At 62.0% G+C, this 20,155-nt stretch carries 18 protein-coding genes; 11 read left to right on the top strand and 7 right to left on the bottom strand.

From position 1 onward, the window contains the following. The first annotated feature begins 616 nt into the window (after positions 1-616). From GHK62_RS10180 to GHK62_RS10160, 4 genes are all read left to right on the top strand, one after another. The gene (locus GHK62_RS10180; RefSeq protein WP_184108419.1) at positions 617-1,543 is read left to right on the top strand and encodes a sulfite exporter TauE/SafE family protein; all 927 of its coding nucleotides are present in this window, start codon (positions 617-619) and stop codon (positions 1,541-1,543) included. Beyond that, positions 1,543-2,346, top strand: a complete 804-nt coding sequence (locus tag GHK62_RS10175; protein WP_153438622.1) for a TIGR02186 family protein — start codon at positions 1,543-1,545, stop codon at positions 2,344-2,346. The genes GHK62_RS10180 and GHK62_RS10175 overlap by 1 nt, the downstream gene beginning before the upstream one ends. 332 nt (positions 2,347-2,678) lie before the next feature. Then, on the top strand, positions 2,679-2,915 hold the full coding sequence (locus GHK62_RS10165) for an Lrp/AsnC ligand binding domain-containing protein (RefSeq protein WP_153438619.1): 237 nt from the start codon (positions 2,679-2,681) through the stop codon (positions 2,913-2,915). A gap of 228 nt (positions 2,916-3,143) precedes the next feature. Beyond that, positions 3,144-3,701 (top strand): dihydrofolate reductase family protein, encoded by a 558-nt coding sequence (locus GHK62_RS10160; protein ID WP_153438617.1) that lies wholly within the window; start codon positions 3,144-3,146, stop codon positions 3,699-3,701. 84 nt (positions 3,702-3,785) lie between these two features. Here the strand turns inward: GHK62_RS10160 and pdeM are convergent, their stop codons facing one another. The 4 genes from pdeM to GHK62_RS10140 all read right to left on the bottom strand — a co-directional run bounded on the left by pdeM (position 3,786) and on the right by GHK62_RS10140 (position 9,218). Then, positions 3,786-4,511 (bottom strand): ligase-associated DNA damage response endonuclease PdeM, encoded by a 726-nt coding sequence (pdeM, locus tag GHK62_RS10155; protein ID WP_153438926.1) that lies wholly within the window; start codon positions 4,509-4,511, stop codon positions 3,786-3,788. A gap of 299 nt (positions 4,512-4,810) precedes the next feature. Next, entirely contained in the window at positions 4,811-7,357 is a 2,547-nt protein-coding gene (locus GHK62_RS10150) for a ligase-associated DNA damage response DEXH box helicase (RefSeq protein WP_153438616.1), read from the bottom strand. A 95-nt stretch (positions 7,358-7,452) separates the two neighbouring features. Continuing rightward, complete coding sequence (locus tag GHK62_RS10145; RefSeq protein WP_153438614.1) at positions 7,453-8,088, bottom strand: YitT family protein; 636 nt, start codon at positions 8,086-8,088, stop codon at positions 7,453-7,455. 191 nt (positions 8,089-8,279) lie between these two features. Then, positions 8,280-9,218, bottom strand: a complete 939-nt coding sequence (locus GHK62_RS10140; RefSeq protein WP_153438925.1) for a class I SAM-dependent methyltransferase — start codon at positions 9,216-9,218, stop codon at positions 8,280-8,282. 152 nt (positions 9,219-9,370) lie between these two features. On the opposite strand from GHK62_RS10140, the gene GHK62_RS10135 reads away from it, so the two are divergent. The 3 genes from GHK62_RS10135 to GHK62_RS10125 all read left to right on the top strand — a co-directional run bounded on the left by GHK62_RS10135 (position 9,371) and on the right by GHK62_RS10125 (position 11,658). Then, positions 9,371-9,637 (top strand): DUF6460 domain-containing protein, encoded by a 267-nt coding sequence (locus GHK62_RS10135; protein ID WP_153438612.1) that lies wholly within the window; start codon positions 9,371-9,373, stop codon positions 9,635-9,637. Positions 9,638-9,639: 2 nt separating this feature from the next. Continuing rightward, positions 9,640-10,143 carry a CAP domain-containing protein gene (locus tag GHK62_RS10130; RefSeq protein ID WP_153438610.1) on the top strand — a complete coding sequence of 168 codons (504 nt, stop codon included), beginning with the start codon at positions 9,640-9,642 and terminating at the stop codon, positions 10,141-10,143. Positions 10,144-10,290: 147 nt separating this feature from the next. Further along, positions 10,291-11,658, top strand: coding sequence for an MATE family efflux transporter (locus GHK62_RS10125; protein WP_153438608.1), 1,368 nt, complete (start codon positions 10,291-10,293; stop codon positions 11,656-11,658). Here the strand turns inward: GHK62_RS10125 and GHK62_RS10120 are convergent. Both GHK62_RS10120 and GHK62_RS10115 read right to left on the bottom strand, forming a co-directional pair. Next, positions 11,634-12,722, bottom strand: a complete 1,089-nt coding sequence (locus GHK62_RS10120) for a quinone-dependent dihydroorotate dehydrogenase (RefSeq protein WP_153438606.1) — start codon at positions 12,720-12,722, stop codon at positions 11,634-11,636. The genes GHK62_RS10125 and GHK62_RS10120 overlap by 25 nt on opposite strands. Then, complete coding sequence (locus GHK62_RS10115; RefSeq protein WP_153438605.1) at positions 12,719-13,066, bottom strand: DUF952 domain-containing protein; 348 nt, start codon at positions 13,064-13,066, stop codon at positions 12,719-12,721. Before GHK62_RS10115 ends, GHK62_RS10120 begins: the two co-directional genes overlap by 4 nt. 104 nt (positions 13,067-13,170) lie before the next feature. Here GHK62_RS10115 and GHK62_RS10110 point away from each other — a divergent pair, with 104 nt between their 5' ends. Both GHK62_RS10110 and GHK62_RS10105 read left to right on the top strand, forming a co-directional pair. After that, positions 13,171-13,605 carry a hypothetical protein gene (locus GHK62_RS10110; protein WP_153438603.1) on the top strand — a complete coding sequence of 145 codons (435 nt, stop codon included), beginning with the start codon at positions 13,171-13,173 and terminating at the stop codon, positions 13,603-13,605. A gap of 89 nt (positions 13,606-13,694) precedes the next feature. Next, on the top strand, positions 13,695-14,342 hold the full coding sequence (locus GHK62_RS10105; protein ID WP_153438601.1) for a response regulator: 648 nt from the start codon (positions 13,695-13,697) through the stop codon (positions 14,340-14,342). Positions 14,343-14,494: 152 nt separating this feature from the next. On the opposite strand, the gene GHK62_RS10100 is transcribed toward GHK62_RS10105, so the two are convergent. After that, complete coding sequence (locus GHK62_RS10100) at positions 14,495-18,049, bottom strand: PAS domain-containing hybrid sensor histidine kinase/response regulator (protein ID WP_153438599.1); 3,555 nt, start codon at positions 18,047-18,049, stop codon at positions 14,495-14,497. A gap of 233 nt (positions 18,050-18,282) precedes the next feature. On the opposite strand from GHK62_RS10100, the gene mscL reads away from it, so the two are divergent. After that, the gene (gene mscL, locus GHK62_RS10095; RefSeq protein WP_153438597.1) at positions 18,283-18,711 is read left to right on the top strand and encodes a large conductance mechanosensitive channel protein MscL; all 429 of its coding nucleotides are present in this window, start codon (positions 18,283-18,285) and stop codon (positions 18,709-18,711) included. A gap of 244 nt (positions 18,712-18,955) precedes the next feature. Then, the gene (locus tag GHK62_RS10090) at positions 18,956-20,122 is read left to right on the top strand and encodes a pyridoxal phosphate-dependent aminotransferase (protein WP_153438595.1); all 1,167 of its coding nucleotides are present in this window, start codon (positions 18,956-18,958) and stop codon (positions 20,120-20,122) included. Positions 20,123-20,155: the final 33 nt, after the last annotated feature.

The following is a 20,155-nucleotide window of genomic DNA, read 5'->3' as shown; positions in this document are numbered from 1 at the left end:
ATTCCAGGAAAAGTGCGCAGCGGTTCTCCGTCCGGAATTGCGTCGCTTCAAAGAGCAATTCCAGGAAAAAGTGCGCAGCGGTTTTCCGTCCGGAATCGCGTCGCAGCAAGGAGCTGGGTCATTTCACTGTTTCAATAAAACAACGAAATGATCTTCCAGCGGCGCGCGCATGCTGTGGTTTTAGCCGCCGCAATAAAGCCGCAGATCGGCGCGACAGGGTTCAGGGGCGAAGTCTGGAGGCCATGTGCCTGAAAAGGTTGACAGCTCGGACCATGGGGCGCATGAGGAATTGCCGCTTGTCCCTCGTCGCCGAGGGGGCGGTCCGCCGCCATACATTCCTGCTCGTGGTAAATCACTTGCCACTTTGAAACGTCGCGCCGTGCGTCTCTCCGGATGCGTGCAGGATGCGAACAACCCTACAGCATCGTGCGTCTTTTCAGACGCACAAAGGTCGCTGTAGCGCTTTGAATTGCTGCATGTTTTTTGTCCTTAAATCGGTTCCGATTTAAGGAAACATGCAGTAGGCATTGCACAATTCCTCAATCGATTCCGGTTAGGGATTGTGGAGCAGCAATTCCGCCCGCGTCGCGGGCCTTTGTCGTATTGAGGTCCGGCCGTGACGGTCTATCTGCCCATTGCAGAGTTGTCGGTGAACATACTCATCATTCTCGGCATGGGTGCGGCCGTCGGATTTCTGTCCGGCATGTTTGGCGTCGGCGGCGGTTTCCTGATCACGCCGCTGCTGATCTTCTACAACATTCCGCCCGTGGTGGCGGTGGCGACGGGCGCAAATCAGGTGGTTGCCTCGTCGATCTCCGGTGCCATCACGCATTTCCGCCGGGGCACAATCGATATCAAGCTGGGCACGGTGCTGCTTTGCGGCGGTCTCGTCGGCGCAACGCTGGGCGTCTGGCTTTTCTCGCTGTTGCGCCAGGTGGGGCAGCTCGATCTGGTGATTTCGCTGCTTTACGTCGTGCTGCTGGGCTCGGTCGGCGGCCTGATGCTCTGGGAGAGTATCGGCGCCATGCGCAAGGCCGCGAAGAACCAGTCGACGCCACGCCGCAGGCCCGGGCAGCACAACTGGATTCACGGCTTGCCGCTCAAGATGCGGTTCAAGAAATCGAAGATCTATCTGAGCGTCATTCCGGTCGCCACCCTCGGTTTCGCCATCGGCATCCTGACCTCGGTCATGGGCGTCGGCGGCGGCTTCATCATGGTGCCGGCGATGATCTATCTCTTGCGCATTCCGACGAGCGTCGTCGTCGGAACCTCGCTCTTCCAGATCGTCTTCGTCTCGGCTTACACGGTGATCGTCCAGGCATCGACAAACTACACCGTCGATATCGTGCTCGCTTTCGTGTTGATGATCGCCGGCGTCATCGGGGCGCAATACGGCGTTCGCGTCGGCCAGCGGCTGCGCGGCGAACAGTTGCGGGCGCTGCTTGCCTTGCTCGTCCTTGCCGTCGGCATCCGGCTGGCGATCGAGCTCATCATTCCGCCGAAGAATGTCTATTCGGTTGTATCAGCGGGGTTCGGCTTCTGATGTTCGATCTCGCGCGCCTATGTCTTGTCTCTCTGGTCCTCGCTCTGGCGGCGCCGGCGGCTGCCCAGATTCGGCAAGACGACGTGTCGGAATTCGCGGAGAAGCTCGAGATCGGCATCTCGACGGAAGAAATCTCCATCACGTCCGACTTTCGCGGCGCGGACCTCACGATCTTCGGTGCCATAGACGGCTTTGACGAGAAGCTCCTCGCGCAGGGCAAGTACAGCATCATCGTCACGCTCGAGGGGCCCAAGGAAAACGCGACGGTACGAAGGAAGGAGCGCGTCTTCGGCATCTGGGTGAACACCCGTTCGATGACCTTCGAGCTGGTGCCGGAATCCTATTCGCTGTCGAGCACGCGTGACATCGAGACGATCGCGCCGCCGGGTGAGTTGGGTAACATGGGCATCGGCGTCGACCATATGCGTCTGGTGCCGCTGGGCTTCGTCGGCGACGGCAGCAATCTCGGCGAGTTCCGCAGCGCGTTCCGCCGGATCAGGGAGGAGAGCGGTGTTTTCCAGCGCGACCCGGGCGGCGTGCGGTTCATCAGTTCCAGCCTGTTCAGGGCGTCCGTGCGCCTCCCCGCCAACGTCCCGAATGGCGTCCATGTCGTGCGTGCCTATCTTTTCCGGGATGGTCTTTTCGTCGCCGCGAAAGCCCTGCCGCTCACGGTCGTCAAGACCGGCCTCGAACAAGCGATCACGCGCGCAGCGCACGAGCAGCCGATGATCTACGGTCTCTTTGCCGTGCTTCTGGCGGTCATCACCGGCTGGGGCGCCAGCCTGCTATTTCGCAAGGAGTAGCTATTCTTATCGACATGCGTCCTCTTCGCGTTCCCTTTTGTGCGGCGGTGGTCTACTGCATGATTCCTTAAATCGGAATCGATTTAAGGATAAAATCATGCAGCAAATCAAAGTGCTACAGCGGCCTTGGCGCGTCCGATTGGACGCCCGGCGCTGTAGAGGCAATTCCAGGAAAAGTGTGCCACGGTTTTCCGTCCGAAATTGCGCCGTCAAAGAGTTGGAGCATTTCCCCGTTTCGCTAAGACGGGAAAATGCTCTAAGGAGGGGGAAAGGTATTTTGACATCGGAGCGTTGACGACGGCCGCGGCGCTCCGGGCAGCAGAGGAAACCCCATGAAACCGATTTTTGTCCAGTTGCAATGCGCTCCCGGCAGGACCTACGAGGTGGCCGACGAGATCTACCGCAAGGAGATCGTCTCGGAGATGTATTCGACGAGCGGCGACTACGATCTGCTTCTGAAGATCTATATTCAGGAGGGCGACGATATCGGCAAGTTCATCAACGACAACATTGCATCGGTTCCGGGCATTTCCCGGTCGCTGACGACCTTGACCTTCAACGCCTTCTGAGGTCGCTCCCGGAGCGGCTCGTTTCGTCCTCAGCGCTGCGCGTCTGTCAGACGCGCAAAGGTCGCCGACTATTTTCAGCAATTACATTGCCAATCTCGCGCCCGGCGCGCCCGCAACGACGTCGGATGGGACCCGAGGTGCTCCTCGAATTACCGATTGCAAATTGAAAGCGGTTCGCTATTATGAAACTGCTTCAATTATGCAAGCGGTTTCGCGGAGGATGGAATCATGGGCAAGGTCGTTGTCTGGAATTTGGTCACGCTCGACGGGTGCTTCGAAGGCACGAAGAAATGGGATCTCGACTTTCACAACCGTGCCTGGGGGCCGGAACTGGAAGCGATCAGCCTGGAGTTCGGAGACAAGGCGCAGGCGCTGGTCTTCGGTCGGGTCACCTATGAGGGCATGGCGGCCTACTGGCCGACGGCGGAAGGGGAGGGCCGGGTGAAGACCTATATGAACGCCCTTCCGAAGATTGTCGCCTCACGCACGATGGAAAAGGCGGATTGGAACAACAGCCGCGTCGTGCGGGACGTCGCCGCCGAATTGCGACGGCTGAAGGGGGAGAGCGAGAAGAACCTCTATATCTTCGGAAGCGCCGACCTTGTTGCCTCGCTGTTGCCGGAGAACGTCATCGACGAGATCATGCTGTGCCTCGTTCCCGTGCAGCTCGGTGAGGGGACACCGTTCTTCAAGAAGGCCGCGGCCGCGAAGCCGTTCAGCTTGCTCGAGGCACGACCGCTTTCCAACGGCAGCGTTATTCTGCGCTACGCCCCGGAAGCCGCCTGAACCGCTTGCCGACGGACTACAGCGCCGCGCGTCCAATTGGACGCGCCAAGCTCGCTGTCCGATTTAAGCAATCATGCAGTAGCCTTAGCCCATGAGATTGTCATAACGCACCGAGTAGATTCGATCGCGGCCAAGCATATGGGCGACCAGCTTGCCGCGATCGAAGAGTCCGCTCATCGCCCGGTGGCGCAGATCGAGCCCGCCGGTCGTGACGCCGAAGGCCGGCATCAGGAGCCGCTTGCCGTCGGTTGCGAAGCAGGCGCGCCGGACCGACCTTTCGCGGCGCCGCACGGTCGCCGACGGATGCAGGTGCCCGGCGATCTCGCCCTCGGCGTCGATCCTCGACGGTTCATGCCGGAAGACGAGCCCGGCATGGCGGAGTTCATCCATGGAGGCGCCCGGTAGCCCCCACGCGCCATCGGGATCGTGATTGCCGTTGATCCAGATCCAGTCGCGGCCGCGGGCCATGGCCGCGATCATCTGTCGAAACGTGTCCGGCATTGCCGCCGAACCGGTCCGGTCATGGAAATTGTCGCCAAGGCTGATGACCGTGCGCGGATCGTGGCGAGCGATCACCGCCTCCAGAATGCGCAGCGTCGCAAGCGTATCGTAAGGCGGCAGCATCATGCCACGGCGGGCGAAGGCCGAGCCTTTTTCAAGATGCAGGTCGGAGACGACGAGCGTGCCGCTTTCCGTGAGATAGAGACCGCCGAGCGGGTCGCAGATCGCGGCGATGCCGTTGATCGTCGTGCGCGCCTGGAAGGAGGCGTTTGCGACCGGAGTTGCTACCGCGTGAACGAGCCGATGCATGGTCACCCCGATATTCTCGGGAGTGCCCCGCGCGGGCCTGAACCTCCGTCCCGCCGGAGGCATGGTCGGCGCCAAGGCCTCCCCAACCCCTCCCCACAAGGGGGAGGCGCTACGTTGCCGCGCCCTCCGTACACTGCCCGTGCTCCAGCCACATGTGGAACTGGCAAAGGAGGCAAGACGGTGGCCCCGCGGAGCCCCTCCCCATTGTGGGGAGTGGTTGGGGAGGGGCCCTGTTCTTCCCTTCGAGCTGATCGGCAGACCTTGCCCGGAACGCCCGCAATCTCTCTCATATCGCTCCCCTATCCATCGTGGCCGGCGCCCATTGCCTCGTTCATCAGGTCATCGGCCGCCTCCGACAGCAGGAAGTCGTGGGCCTCTCCGTGGATCACTTCCTTGCCAATCTCCAGCATCACGGGGATGGCGAGCGGCGAGATATGATCGAGTCGGCGGTGGGTGATGTGCCCCTTGATTCGCTTCAGCATAGATCCGAGCCGGCCGATGTCCAAAAGTCCCGTCGCGGCGTCGTTGCGTGTTGCCTCCAGCAGGATGTGGTCCGGCTCGTGCGCTCGCAATACGTCGTAAATGAGATCGGCCGAAACGGTAATCTGTCGTCCGGTTTTCTCCTTGCCCGGATGGCGCTGGTCGATCAATCCGGCGATGACCGCGCAGTTGCGGAAGGTGCGCTTCAAGAGGAAGGATTCGTTGAGCCAAGCCTCGAGGTCGTCGCCGAGCATGTCTTCGTCGAAGAGTTGCGCGAGCGAGGGCTGACGCGCCCGGAAGGCGCTGCTGAGATCGTCGAGACCCCAGACGGCGAGCGAATAGTCGGTGGCGACGAAGCCGAGCGGTTTCAGGCCGGCGCGGTCGAGGCGGCGGGTCAAGAGCATGCCGAGCGTCTGGTGCGCAAGCCGCCCCTCGAAGGCGTAGATTACCATGTAGTGGCGGCTCCCGCGCGGAAAAGTCTCGATCAGCAGCTCGTCCTCGCGCGGCAGCATGGAGACGTCCTTCTGCAACGCCAGCCAGTCGCGCACCTGGTCCGGCAATGAGGCGCGGCCGGTCGGATCGGCTAGCATCTTGCGGACCTGCGCCGCGAGATAGGTGGAGAGCGGGAATTTTCCGCCGGCATAGCTCGGCACCTTCGGGTCGAAGGAGAAGGCCTGGGAGACGAGGCATTCGTTTTCGCGGATGCCCTCGAAACGCACGACCTTGCCGGAAAAGAGAAATGTGTCGCCCGGCGACAGCATCTCGAGGAAATATTCCTCCACCTTGCCAAGCGTCATGCCGCCCCGGCCAAGCGAGCCGCGCGCATTGCGCTTGACCATGCGCACGTTCAGCATCGGGGATTCGACGATAGTCCCGACATTGAGGCGGTATTGCTGAGCGACCATCGGGTTCGACACCCGCCAGAGCCCGTCCTTCGTCTTGCGGATTCGGGCATAGCGTTCATAGGTGCGAAGTGCGTAGCCGCCGGTGGCGACGAAATCGACGATGCGCTCGAAAGTCTCCCAGGAAAGATCCATGTAGGGCGCAGCGCTGGTGATCTCCCGATGAAGCTCGACAGCGTCGAAGGGCTTCGCGCAGGCAATTCCCAAGACATGTTGGGCGAGCACGTCGAGCGCGCCTCTGCCGACCGGCGGCGTATCCTGTGCGCCGATATAATTGGCGTCGAGCGCCGCCTGGCATTCCATCACTTCGAAGCGGTTGGCGGGCACGAGGATCGCCCGGCTCGGCTCGTCCATCCGATGGTTGGCGCGGCCGATGCGTTGGGCAAGACGGCTCGCCCCTTTGGGGGCGCCGACATGGACCACGAGATCGACATCGCCCCAGTCGATGCCAAGATCGAGCGTCGAGGTGGCGACGACGGCGCGTAGCCGGTTTTCGGACATGGCGGCCTCGACCTTGCGGCGTTGCGCGACATCGAGCGAACCGTGATGCAGCGCGATCGGCAGGTTATCGTCGTTGATCGTCCAGAGTTCCTGAAACAGCATTTCCGCCTGGCTGCGGGTGTTGACGAAAAGCAGTGTCGTGCCGTGATCCTTGATCGCGGTATAGACGTCGGCGATCGCATAGCGCGCCGAATGTCCTGCCCAAGGCACGTGCTCGTCGGTGCGCAGGATCGAAATTTCCGGCTTCGCGCCGCCGGCAACGGTGATCAGACCGGCGTGATTCTCCTGTTCTTCGCTCTGGGCCACGAGCCAGCGCTGCAAGTCCATCGGCTCGGCAACGGTTGCCGAAAGGCCGATCGTCTGGAGGTCGGGCGCCAGCCGGCGCAGTCGTGCCAGACCGAGCGAGAGCAGATGCCCGCGCTTCGAGGTCACCAGCGAGTGCAACTCGTCGAGCACGACATAGCGCAGATCCTTGAAGAAGCGCTCCGCCTCGCCATCGGCGATGAGGAGGGCGAGCTGTTCCGGCGTGGTCAGGAGGATATCGGGCGGATAGAGCTTCTGGCGCTGTCGCTTGCCCGGCGGCGTGTCGCCCGTCCGGTTCTCGATCCTGACCGGCAGACCCATCTCCGCCACCGGCTTCATCAGGTTGCGCTCGATGTCGACCGCGAGCGCCTTCAGCGGCGATATGTAGAGCGTGTGGATGCCGGTGAATGGTGAGCCGGGCGGGACCTTGCCGCGCCGGGTAAGCGCGACCAACGACGGCAGAAATCCGGCGAGCGTCTTGCCCGCCCCGGTCGGCGCGATCAGAAGCGTACTTTCTCCAGCCTCTGCGCGTGACAGGAGTTCGAGCTGGTGGGCGCGGGGTCGCCAGCCTTTCTCCGCGAACCACTGGAGAAACGGCGCCGGCAACGTCAGCGCGTCGCTTTCGGGCAATGGAGAATCGATCCTGTTCACGGGGAACAAAAGTAGATCATGTTCGGGAAAAGAGAAGCCCGAGCGCGGTGTTGCCGGAGACAACTTGACTCTGCGACGGCGTCCGCGCGGCAATGGCCGCGGTGTTAAAGCGCGATATAGCGATCGGCGCGGTGATTGATGGCAACGAACAGGTTGAGGACGACCGCGCCGAGGACCGACCAGACGACGACCGACGGCGTCGTCACAGCAAAGGCGGTGGCGAGGACGACCATGTCGATCGCGAGCTGCACGAGCCCGGCGCGAATGCCGAAGCGCTCCTGCAGGTAGATGCCCAATATGCCGACGCCGCCGAGGCTGGCGCGGTGGCGGTAGAGCGCCAGAAGCCCGTATCCGAGCAGCAGCCCGCCGAGAAGGGCGGCCCAGGCGGGGTGAATTCCGCCGACCTGGAACAGGCGCGATTGCGTGTCGGTCAGGAACGACGTCAACGCGATGGCGATGAACGTCTTGATCGTGAAGGCCGGCCCGAGCCGCTTCAGCGAGAGATAGAAGAAGGGCAAGTTGAGGAGAAAGAAGGCAAGGCCGAAGTTCACGCCGGTCGCGTAATGCAGCAAGAAAGCGACGCCGGCGGTGCTGCCGGTCAGAAGCCCGGCGCTCGCGAGGAAATAGAGCCCGAGCGCGGCGACGAGGCTGCCGGAAAAGATACCCTGCACGTCCTCGACGGGCGTGTGGCGGGTGGGGCTGGTGTTCCAGAGACCGAAAACGCTGCTGCCTTGTGCCATGACGAATCCCCGATTGCTGCTGCATGACTCCGAAGGACAAAATCATGCAGCATTTCAAAGTGCTGCAGCGAGCTTGGCGCGTCCGGCTGGACGCGCGGCGCTGCGGTCATCAGCATTGCTGCAATGCACAAAAACATTCAAGAAAAATATGTAAGCAATGCTGACCTATTTTCGCGTGACAGCCTTGCGTTCTATGCAGGTTTCCGCGCGAGAAAGAGAATTCCCGCGATCGGCTTTCCGGCATCCATGCGAATGACCGTGCGTTCCGTTGCGACCAGCGAAAATCCGCGTTCGGCGCAGAGATCGGCGATATAGGGTTCGGAATGCGCGTAACGCAGCGACGGCCGCAGGATGAAATCCTCGTCCGTTGCAGCATCCTCGACGGAAAACGCGAAGAGGCCACCGGGTGCGAGCAGTCGGTCGGCGATCACGAAGACACTTTCGAGATTGCCGAGATACATCAAGACATCCGCCGCACTGACGAGATCGGCTCTTGCGGCGGGGAAATCGCCGAACGCGCCTGAGTCTTCCGGCGCAAGCGACAGGTCCGCCTGTGCCAGACGATCGTAGATCGTTTTTGCTTCCGCCTTGGCCAGCATGTTGGCGGAAAGGTCGAAGCCCTCGAGATAAGCGCAGCGGTGGCGGATGCGCTCGCCGAAAAGGCCGGTGCCGCAGCCGAGGTCGGTAACGTGATGAAATCGGCGGCCGCCGGTCGTTCGATCGATCAGCGCTGCGAGCTTTTCGGGCACGCTGTATTCGAGCTTCTCGACGAGGGCCTTGTCGAATCGTTCCGCATAGTCGTCGAAAAGGCGTTCGACATAGACGCTCGGCGGCTGTACGGGTGTCTCGGCCGCGCCGAGAAGGGCGAGTTTCAGGCCAGCGCCGAAAATGTCCTCGGGATTGAGCCTTAACGTGTTGCGGAGCGCCTCGATTGCTGCCTCTTTTCGGCCAGATTTTTCCTCATAGTCCGCCAGCCGAAACCAGCCGGCGGCCCAGTCGGGCGCGCGTTCGAGAGCCTGGGCCATCAGTTCCGCCGCACTTTGCGGTTCACCGGCTTCGGCGAGCATTTTTGCGTAGTCGGCGCGGCGGTCGGCGATCAGATCGCCGGAGGAGAGCTGATTGAGGGTCATCGACATGACGGTATGATTGCGATGGACGCTTCTGGCGCTGGCCACGGCAAAATACAAGCGGAATCTGAAAGACTACGCAACTCGCTTTCTCTTGCGCCTTGCGACCTCGGTGAAGGCGGCTTATTTGAAGGGTAACAGGAGAATATTCGCCGATGTCGGACGGGCTTAACAGGTTTCTGGGGGATTCGCCGCTGCGCGTGCTGGTCAAGCTCGTCGTGGTGTCGATCCTGGTCGGTTTCGTCATGACCGTGTTCGACTGGTATCCTGTCGACATTTATTTTGGCATTCGCAATTTCCTGCTCGACCTCTGGCGCACAGGTTTCGCGGCCCTCGGAAGGGTCGGCGACTATCTGTTGCTCGGGGCAGCAATCGTCATACCCGCCTTCCTCATTCTTCGTGTTTTGAGCTATCGACGGTAAGCATGCAGCATCGGCAGTTTTTCATCCGCAGGCGCGCCCTGTTGCGGGCTGGCGGTTTCCTTTCACTCGGTGTGCTTGCCGGCTGCACGACGTCAAACCTCCTCTCTACCGGCGAAGGCAGCGGGAGTGACCAGACGACCGCGACGCTTGGTTACGTCAACGCGCTGCGGAAGGATCGCGGAATGACGTCGCTTGTTCACGACCCGGTCGCGTCGGTCGCGGCATTGAGCCAGGCGGCGCGCATGGCGCGCGTCGGCAAGATGCAGCACAACATCGGCTGGCGCGACAATTTCTACGACCGGATGAAATCGCAGGGCGTCACGCTTCCCGCTGCGGAAAACATCGCCATGGGCCAAGACGATGCCGAAAGTGCCTATAACGCCTGGTTCCATTCTCCTAAGCACCTCGAAAACATGCTCGGCAACTACCGTGGCCTAGGTGTTGCTGTGGCGCAGAATTCCGCTTCCGGAAACCGCCCTTTTTGGGCCATGGTGCTCTCCGGCTGACCTGATTCCCTACTGCATGTTTCCTTAAATCGTAGCCGATTTAAGGATAAAAACATGCAGCACTTCAAAGTGCTACAGCGTTCTTTGCGCGTCTGATTGGATGCCGCTGTAGTGGTCGGTTCGGAAGCCGCCCGCAAGGAACCTGACATGGCTGCCACGGAAACCCTCGAACGCGACGCCCACGCTAACGAAGGCGGCCCGTTTCACGTCACCAATAGGCTGATCTTCTCGATCGCCCTGCCGATGACGCTGGGGTTCCTGACGACGCCACTGCTTGGTCTTGTCGACACCGCGGTGGTCGGCCGCCTCGGTCGGGCGGATCTGCTCGCCGGGCTCGCGATTGGCGCCGTGATGTTCGACCTGATTTTCACCACGTTCAACTTCCTCCGCGCTGCTACCACCGGTCTCGTGGCGCAGGCCTATGGCCGGGGCGACCGCCGGGAGCAGCAGGCGGTCTTCTGGCGGTCGCTGGTGATCGCGCTTGTCTCGGGCGTCGCCATCGTCCTGCTCTCGCCTCTGCTCTTTTCTGCCGGTATCTGGCTGATGGCCCCCGGTGCCGAGGTCGAAGCGGTCACGCGCACCTATTTCTTTTATCGGATCCTGTCCGGGCCGGCGGCGCTCGCCAACTACGCGATCCTCGGTTTCGTCCTCGGGCGGGGCGAGGGCTCCATCGGCCTCCTGCTGCAGACGCTCATCAACGGCATCAACATCGTGCTCGCCATCCTGCTCGGCCTCGTCCTCGGCTGGGGCGTGACGGGCGTGGCGCTGGCGACCGTGACGGGCGAAGTCATCGGCGCGCTCGCGGGCTTCGCGATCGTCTATGGGCGATTTGACCGGCGCGACGCACCGGACTGGGCCGCGATCTTCGCCCGCGAGCGGCTGAAGCCGCTGTTCGGTCTTAACCGCGACATCATGATCCGCTCCTTCGTTCTGCTTGCAGCCTTCACGCTCATGACGCGGATCGGCACAGCCTTCGGGCCTGTGACGCTTGCGGCCAACGCCGTGCTGATGACGATCTTCCTGGTCGCCGGATACTATCTCGACGGCCTCGCCAATGCGGCCGAGCAGTTGACAGGGCGATCGATCGGCGCCGGATATCGCCCGGCCTTCGATCGCGCCTTGCGGATGACCGCGCTTTGGTCGCTTGGGCTCGCCGCGCTGACGACGCTAGGCTTCCTTGTCTTCGGGGACGACCTGGTCGACGTGCTGACGACGGCGCCGGATGTACGGGCGCTCGCTTACGAATACATGCCCTGGGCGGCGCTGACGGCGCTGACCGGCGCGCTCGCCTTCCTGATGGATGGCGTTTTCATCGGCGCCACCTGGTCACGTGACATGCGCAACATGATGCTGGCAGCCTTTATCGGTTATGCTCTCGCGCTTGCTATACTGATCCCGGCCTTCGGCAATCACGGGCTCTGGGCAGGGCTCAACCTGTTCCTGCTGATGCGCGGCGTGTTCCTGCTGATCCTCGTGCCGCGCCGTGCCGCTCAGGCGTTTCGCGCGGCCCAGTAGTCCAGGCGGCTGCCGCGGATATCACGGATCGAGGCAAGCTTCTCGCGATCGCAGAGCTCTGACAGGCCCCGCACGATGCGGCCAGGCAGCCCCGGCCCCTCATAGATCATGCAGGAATAGAGCTGGACGAGATCGGCGCCGGCGCGGATTTTCTCCGCTGCGGTTTCCGCCGAGTGGACGCCGCCGACGCCGATGATCGGCAGGGCGGGGCCGACACGCTTGCGCATCCGCGCGAGCACCGCCGTCGATTTTTCGAAAAGCGGCCTGCCGGAAAGCCCGCCCGCTTCTTGAGCCTGTCGCTGATCCTTCAATCCGTCACGCGCAAGCGTGGTGTTGGAAACGATCAGGCCGTCGAGATCATGCGCCAACACTTCTGCCGCGATGTCGTCCATTCCTTCTTCGGTGAGATCGGGGGCGATCTTCAGGAAGACCGGGATTCGTTTTGTGCTTTTCCTTGCTTCGTCGTCGCGGGCCGCGAGGACAGCCGAAAGCAGTGCTGCCAGGCTTTCGCGTGCTTGAAGGTCGCGCAGGCCGGGCGTGTTCGGCGACGAGATGTTGGCCGTGAAATAGCGCGCGACCGGATAGAATGTCCGGATCCCCGCCACATAGTCGCTGATACGATCGGCACTGTCCTTGTTGGCGCCGATATTGACGCCGATCAGTGCCTGGCGCGAGCAGCCATGAAGGCGCGCGAGCGCGGCTCCATGGCCTTCGTTGTTGAAGCCGAGCCTGTTGATGACCGCCTGGTCGTCCACCAGCCGGAAGATGCGGGGCTTGTCGTTGCCGCGCTGAGGCCTCGGCGTGACCGTGCCGATTTCGGTGAAGCCGAAGCCGATCTTCAGGAGCGCCTCCGGCACTTCCGCATTCTTGTCGTACCCGGCCGCCATGCCGATAGGGTTAGGGAACGTGAGGCCAGCGATTTCTTGGCTGAGGCGCGGATCGGCCGGCGCTGCGCAACGCGGCACGAGCCCGCTCTTGAGCGCCTTGATCGATAGACCATGCGCCGCCTCCGGATCGAGAAGGAAAAGGCCGCTGCGTGAGAGGAATTTCAGCGCATCGATCATGGTAGAAGCTCAGGAAAGACGTGGAGACCGTCGGCACCCAACGGCAGCGGCTTCTCCCAGATCACCGCATCGAGCGGGAGCGGCCCGTAAAGATGCGGAAACAGCGCGCCGCCACGCGAAGGTTCGTAGACGAGCTTGTCGCCTAGAGCGGCGCCGTCGATGGCGATGAGCAGCAGCCCGTCCTGTCCTTCGAAGTGCCTTGCGGCCGTTTCGACGACCTGGTCCCCGGTCGAGAAATGGATGAAGCCATCGGCGAGGTCGACGGGAGCCCCCGTGAACTGTCCTGCCCGCCGCGCCTCCTGCCATAGAAGTGCCGGAACGATCTTGTATATAATGGCGTTCATGTGCCCGCTGTCCGTCGTGAAACCCAATCGTGGCCTTGCCGCAAATATTGGCGCTTGTCCACCACGGAAGGCGGATTTCCGCAGCATCCAATGGAGGCGCTGTCATGAGGAAGGTAGTTGCGGCACTGGCGATGGGGCTGGCGCTCGGCTGGGTCGCGCCGGCTTATGCGCAGGAGGTACCCCCGGGGCGCTACAGCATGCAGAAATCGGACACCGGCATTGCGCGGCTCGACACTAAGACGGGCGAGGTTACATTGTGCCGGGAAAAGGACGGCGAGCTCGTCTGCAGGATGGCGGCCGATGAGCGGGCAGCCTTAGAGCGGGAGATCGATCTTTTGACCAAGCGCGTCGAGGCGCTGGAAAAGGCAGTCAAAAGCGGTGAAACTGCGATGAAACCGGCTCTTCCGAGCGACGAAGAGATTGACCGGACGATGAGCATCATGGAAAGAATGATGCGCAAGTTCATGGAGATCGTGAAGGATCTCGAAGGGAGCGGAGACGGTTCCACCGATGGTACCGGGGTGCCGCAAAAGACCTGACGGGCGCCGGCACGAACCATTGAGACGCGATCCGGCGCGTTGGAGGATGCGCGGGATCCGGGGCTGAGGCTCTTGGGAGGGAGCATCCAATGCCGGATATGACCATCATCATCGCCGATGACCACCCGCTTTTTCGTGGTGCAATGCGCCAGGCGCTGAGCGGCATGGCCGATGCTCCGGGTATCGTCGAAGCCGGTGACTTCGCGGCCGCGCGCAAAGCCGCCGCAGAGCACCCGGATGCCGACCTGATGCTGTTGGACCTCACCATGCCCGGCGTCAGCGGTCTTTCGGGCCTCATCGCGTTGCGGGCGGAGTTTCCGAGCCTCCCGGTGATGATCGTCTCGGCCCATGACGATCCGGCAACCATTCATCGTGCGATCGATCTTGGCGCCGCCGGCTTCCTCTCCAAGTCTGCTGGCATTGAGGAAATTCGCGACGGTATCACCAGGGTGATCGCCGGTGAAGTTTTCGTGCCGGCCGGCTACGACCAGAATCAGGAATACGAGCCGGAAGTGGCCGATCTCCTGCATCGCCTGCAGACGCTGACACCGCAGCAGTCGCGCGTGCTCAGCATGCTTGCCGAGGGCCTGCTCAACAAGCAGATCGCCTACGAGCTCGGCGTCTCCGAGGCGACGATCAAGGCCCATGTTTCAGCGATCCTGCTGAAGCTTAACGTCGACAGCCGCACGCAGGCCGTCATCCAGTTGTCGAAGATAGGTACGGTGGCAGCTGCCTGATTTGGCGCTTCGTCGGTAAAGTCCCGGAAAATGTGAGCGGGTCTCCGCCCTTCATCCGGCTGCCGGCCACTTTCTCCCCCCGCGCGGGGCGAAGGAGACTCGCGGCACCCGCCGAACCTCCAAGTCCCCTCTCCTCGCTTGCGGGGAGAGTGTTAGGGTGAGGGGCAATTGCACACGGTTTGTTCGGCCAAATAGCGCCGCTGTTCCGCAGCCGCCTTGCCCGCAATGGAGAGCTGGGTCAACCATGCGCGCATGGCTGCCGGACGGACAGGCTTGTTTTGCAAGGCGACCCCGTCGCGCTCGGCGGCGCCGCGCACCTCCGGTGAGCGGTCGGCGGTCACCAGCAGGGCCGGAATGTTTTCCTCCCAAAGCGCGCGGATGCGGTCAATCGCTTCGATGCCGGTGCCATCGTCGAGGTGATAGTCGGCGATGATCGCATCGGGTCTCTTCGCTTGGTGGCCGGGGCCCATTTCCGAGCAGCCGGCAAGCGATTCCACCGTGGTGACGTTGCAGCCCCAGCCGCCGAGCAGCACTGCCATGCCGTCGAGAATCTTCGGCTCATTGTCGATGCAGATGACGCTCAAGGCCGTCAGGGCGTCATTCGCCTTCGCGGCCGCGGCATCTCGCGGTTTGGCGCGTTCGCTGACGCTTGCCTCGAGCGGCACCGTGACCTTGAAGCCTGTGCCTTTGCCATGCTTCGACTGAAGGCTGACCGGGTGGTTGAGGACGCGCGAGATGCGGTCGACGATCGAGAGGCCGAGCCCGAGACCGGCCGCCGTCCGCGCGCCTTCATCGAGGCGTGCGAACTCCTTGAACACGGTGCGGAATTTCGAGGGCGGAATGCCGATACCGGAATCAAGCACCTCGATCGTCGCGGCCCGTCCGCGCCGACGCACGCCGACGAGCACCTTGCCCTTCAGCGTGTATTTGACGGCGTTCGAGACCAGGTTCTGGACCACTCGCCGCAAGAGGTTCGGATCGCTGCGCACGACAAGGGATGTCGGCATGACGATGAGTTCGAGACCCTTCGCCCGCGCCATCGGAGCAAAATCCGTCTCGATGCGCCGCAGCAATTCGTTGAGCGGCACCGATTGCAGGCGCGGCTTCATAGCCCCGGTGTCGAGCCTGGAAATATCGAGCACCGCACCGAGAATGGCTTCTACCGATTCCAGCGAGGAATCGATGTTCTGAACGAGCGTGCTGTTGTCGGAATCACCGAGGCGCTCGACGAGCGACGAAGAATAGAGCCGCGCAGCGTTCAATGGCTGCAGAATGTCGTGTCCGGCGGCAGCGAAGAAACGGGTCTTGCCGATGTTGGCTTCCTCGGCTGCCGCCCGCGCTTCGGCGAGTTCCCGGTTGACCCGTGTCAGTTCTCCCGTCCGTTCGGTGACGCGCAGTTCCAACGTCTCGTTGGCTTGTTTCAGAGCCATGTCGGCGGCGACGCGCTGCGTGATGTCTGTATAGGTGGTGACGATGCCTTTGTCCGGCATAGCGTTGGTTCTGACTTCTATGATGCGCTCGCCATTCGCAAGCTCGAGCAGGAAGGGCTTGTCGAGCGTCAGGAAATTGGCGATCAGCGCCTTTTCCTGATCCTTGCGGATATCGCCGCGTCTCGTCAGGATCTCGACGATATCGGAGAGCGGGAAGCCGACCTGACCTGCGGCCTCCGGCAAATCGAGCAATTGCCTGAAACGGCGGTTCCAGATGATCAGGTTGTTGGCATTGTCGAAGACGGCGATGCCCTGATCCATTTGCGAGAGCGCCGTTTGCAGCATGTCCTGGTTATACTGCAGGGCCTCGCTCGCCTGATCGAGCAGCCAGGCCGTATCCGAGGAGGCATCGTCCATCCGCTGCAGCACGAGCGAAAGCACGAGGCGGGCCGAGGATGAACCGATGGCGCTGCCGAGCAGTTGTTCCGAGAAATGAATGAGTGCCATGTCGGCCGAGGCGTTCTCGTCGAGCCAACGGCCGGACTGCTGCTCATAGGTGTGGAAGGAGCGCTGCATGCGTTCCTCGCCCATGTAGCGGGCGATCGTCGTCTTGAGGTCGCGCACGGTCACCTTGGTCTTGCGCCCGCGGAATGTTCCTTCCGTGCGCGAACGGCGGGTGATGAACACGCCGGCCTGGAAGCGCTCCAAGGGCTTTGGCGCCCGGGTCAGCGAGGCAAGCACGTAGGCCGTGCTGTTGACGAAAAGGCTGAGCGCCGTGGCATTGACCAGGGGGTCGGCATCCGGCCCCGAAAAGAGATCGGTGAACGGCAGAAGGAAGCTCAGCACCGTCGCCGCGACGTGGGAATTGTCAGGTCCGCCAAGGCTTGGCAGGAACAGGAGATAAGCCCAGACGAGAAAACCGCAGACCATTCCGGTGATCGCCCCGCGGGCATTGGCCTGCCGCCAGACGAGGCCGCCGAGGAGCGCAGGCGCCATCTGCGATACGGCAACGAAGGAGAGAAGCCCAAGCGAAGCGAGGCCAGCACTGATATCGGCCGAGCGATAATAGGCATAGCCGAGCAGAAGGACGACGAAGATCGCCGTGCGGCGAATGTTGAGCAGCGTCCCCGCCATGTCCTCCTGGAGTCCGCCGCGCAAGCCGAGGCGCCGGCGCAGGAACACCGGCATGACGATATCGTTGGAAATCATGATCGACAGCGCCACCGAAGCGACGATGACCATGGCGGTTGCCGCGGAAAAGCCGCCGATGAATGTCGTCAGCGAAAGGAGGGGGACCTCGCCGGCAAGCGGCAGCTTCAACAGGTAGAGGTCCGCGTCGCCGGAGCCCGAGAAGGTCAGGATGCCTGCGATGGCGATCGGCAGCACGAAGAGGTTGATTGCGATGAGATAAAGCGGAAAGAGAACGCCCGCGGTGCGCAATTCGGTTTCGGTCCGGTTCTCGACCACGGTGACGTGGAACTGCCGCGGCAGTATGATGATGGCGAAGGCCGAGAGCACGATCAGCAGGATCCATCGCGCCGGCGGCGTGCGGTATTCGAGGGCGGCGAGGACCGCAGGACTTTGCTGGGCTTGCGCCCACAGATTCGCGGGGCCATCGAACAGGACGAAGACGACGTAGACGCCGATCGTGAGCATCGCCACGAGCTTCACGACCGATTCCATGGAGATCGCGAGGATGAGACCGTCCTGATGCTCGGTCGCATCGGTATGGCGCGTGCCGAAGACGATCGCGAAGCAGGCGAGGAAAAGCGTGACGAGCAGCGGTAGATCGATGAAGGTCTGCCCTGCACCAATGCCATAATGGCTCGTGTCGATCATCGCCGCGACCGAGCTCGAAACCGCCTTGAGCTGGAGGGCGATATAGGGAATGGCCCCAACCAGTGAAATGAACGCAACGATCGCGGCAACCGCCGGGTTCTTGCCGTAGCGCGCAGCCATGAAATCGGCGACGGATGTGAGCTTTTCGGTCTTGGCGAGTTGGATGATGCGGCGGACTAGCGGCATGCCGAGCGTGAACATCAGGATCGGCCCGATATAGATGCCGGTGAACTCGAGCCCGCGTTCGGCCGCCAGTCCCACGCCGCCGAAATAGGTCCAGGATGTGCAATAGATCGCGAGGCTGAGCGCATAGACCAGCGGCCTGCCCTTGCTGGCAGCGTTGTTTCTCCTGGCTCGCCGGTCGCCATAACTTGCGACTGCGAAGAGCAGCAGCAGATAGGCGAAGGCCGAGGCAAAAATAACAGAAGCCGAAAGCATGCCTCACTCCTCCGAAAGTCAGCATAGGGCAAGTCCAGCGGGTTGAGAATTGCCTGGCCTATGCGTCTTAAGTCCAAGAATGCGGGCGTTCTCTTGGCCGGGTTTGATCCGACTTGATCAAATGCAAAGAACGGTTCCCACCGGGCGACCTTTGGTCTAGATTCCAAACCAGCGGTTGCCGCTTAGGACAGATGCGGTTGCCGTTCTTAAACGGGGACTACACGGAGAGACGCATGCTGAACGAATTCAAGGAGTTTATTGCCCGCGGCAACGTCATGGATCTTGCGGTTGGCGTGATCATTGGCGCCGCCTTCAGTAAGATCGTCGATTCGGTCGTCAACGATCTCGTAATGCCGATCGTCGGCGCCATCACCGGCGGCGGCTTCGACTTCTCCAATTATTTCATTCCGCTTTCCGCGAACGTCACCGCGCCCTCGCTTGCGGCGGCTCGTCAGCAGGGCGCCGTCTTTGCCTATGGCAACTTCATCACCGTGCTCATCAATTTCCTGATCCTTGCCTGGATCATCTTCCTGATGATCAAGGTCGTGAACCGGATACGTGCTTCGGTCGAAACGAAAAAGGAAGCGGCGCCCGCGGCTCCGCCGCCGCAGGATATCCTGCTTCTTTCCGAGATTCGCGATCTATTGAAACAGCGCGCCTGATCGCCTCACGGCGATTGCGGCTTCGATCTCGCTGGCCGGTAAAAACATCCAGGGATTCAAAGTGCTACAGCGTCCCTTGTGCGTCTGAAAAGACGCACGGCGCTGTAGGTGCCGCGAAACATCACAAAAATCGATAAACCAGTCAGATAATGTCGCGTGATCGTCCGCGCAAAAGCGTCTAGAAGCTGCGGGCTGTAGCACATTGAATTGCTGCACGATTTTGTCATGCAGCAGGAGCCCCCACATGACGATCATGAACACTCTCAGCCCCCGGTCTCTTTCGGCCCCCGAAAGCGGCATCGTCGAGGTTGTGAATTATGCGCGCGGTCGGGAAGGCGTGATTCCGCTCTGGGTGGGCGAGGGGGACCTTGCCACGCCGGACTTCATCAGCCGGGCGGCGGCCGAAGCGCTTGTGGCCGGCGAGACCTTCTACACCTGGCAGCGTGGCATCCCGCCGCTTCGCGAAGCGCTGGTGCACTACTATCAGCGCCGGTTCCAGAAGACGCTGTCTCCGGAACATTTTTATGTCACGGGATCGGGGATGCAGGCGATCAAGCTCGCGATCGAGGCGGTGACGTCGCCCGGCGACGAAATTGTGCTGCTGACGCCCGCCTGGCCGAACTTTGCCGCTGCCGCCGAGATTTCGGGAGCCCGGCCGGTTTCCGTGCCCCTTCGTTTCGAGCATGGCAAATGGCAGCTCGACCTCGACAGCCTCGATGCCGCGATCGGCGAGAAAACGCGGGCCTTGTTCATCAACACGCCGTCCAATCCGACCGGCTGGACCGCGACGAAGGATGATCTCAGAGCCATTCTGACGCTCGCGCGCAAGCACGGTCTCTGGATCATCGCCGACGAAATCTATGCACTCTACTACTATGCCGGCGGGCGAGCGCCGTCGTTCCTGGACATCATGGACGATGACGACCGGATCCTGTTCGTCAATTCCTTCTCCAAAAACTGGTCGATGACCGGCTGGCGCCTCGGCTGGATCGTTGCGCCGCCGGCGATGGGGCAGGTGCTGGAAAATCTGATCCAGTATTCGACATCGGGCGTTGCGCAATTCATGCAACGCGGCGCGGTTGTGGCCCTCGATGAGGGAGATGCCTTTGTCGACGAGAACATTGCCAAGGCCGCGCTGAGCCGCGATCTGCTCTGCGACGCACTGATCGCGACCAATCGCGTCGAAACACTGAAGCCGGATGGCGCGCTCTATGCATTCCTGAAGATCGACGGTGTGACTGATTCCCGGCAAGCGGCGCTCGACATCGTCGACAAGACGGGGGTCGGACTGGCGCCCGGAACCGCCTTCGGCGAGGGCGGTTCACTCTTCATGCGCGCCTGCTTCCTGCGCGATCCGGCGCAAGTAGCGGAGGCGGCCCAGCGCCTCAGCGGCTACATATTGAGCCGGTAGAATTCTCCCGGCTCGACCGAAGCAGTCCTCAGG

Origin of the sequence: Sinorhizobium terangae, from assembly GCF_009601505.1 — a bacterium.
Taxonomy (GTDB): domain Bacteria; phylum Pseudomonadota; class Alphaproteobacteria; order Rhizobiales; family Rhizobiaceae; genus Sinorhizobium; species Sinorhizobium terangae.
Note: the sequence above shows the minus strand (reverse complement) of the source record. Positions and strands in the feature narration are given on the sequence as shown.